The organism is Amycolatopsis sp. SID8362 (assembly GCF_010550475.1).
Classification (GTDB): Bacteria; Actinomycetota; Actinomycetes; order Mycobacteriales; family Pseudonocardiaceae; genus Amycolatopsis; species Amycolatopsis eburnea.
Genome location: NZ_JAAGNB010001752.1, coordinates 1 through 466, shown reverse-complemented (window position 1 = coordinate 466; position 466 = coordinate 1). Strand labels below are relative to the sequence as shown.

At 75.1% G+C, this 466-nt stretch carries 1 pseudogene; it reads left to right on the top strand.

Annotated features, from left to right (window positions below):
• A pseudogene (locus G3I65_RS53340) lies at positions 1–466 on the top strand (DEAD/DEAH box helicase); the annotation flags it as partial.

The following is a 466-nucleotide window of genomic DNA, read 5'->3' as shown; positions in this document are numbered from 1 at the left end:
GTTCCTGCCGGCGTGGCACGGGTTCGGCGGACGCGTCCGGGCGGCCCCGACGGCGGACGACGTGCTGTCGGTGGTCGAGCAGCTCGCCGGGGCGCCGTTGCCGGCGAGCGCGGTCGAGTCGCTGATCCTGCCCGGGCGGCTGCCGGGCTACTCCCCCGCGCTGCTGGACGAGCTGACGACGGCGGGCGAGGTCACCTGGGCGGGCTGCGGCGCGCTGTCCGGCGGGGACGGCTGGATCGCCCTCGCCCCCACGGACGTCGCCGACCTGCTGCTGCCCGAAGTCGTCGAGGACATCCCGACCGGGCCGCTGCACGACGCTCTTCTGTCCACTTTGGAGGGTGGCGCGCTGTTCTTCCGGCAGCTGGTGGACCGCGCGACCGTGCTGGTGGAGAAGGCCCCGAGCGACGCCGAAGTCGTGGCGGCGCTGTGGGACCTGGTGTGGGCGGGGCTGGTCACGGGCGACACG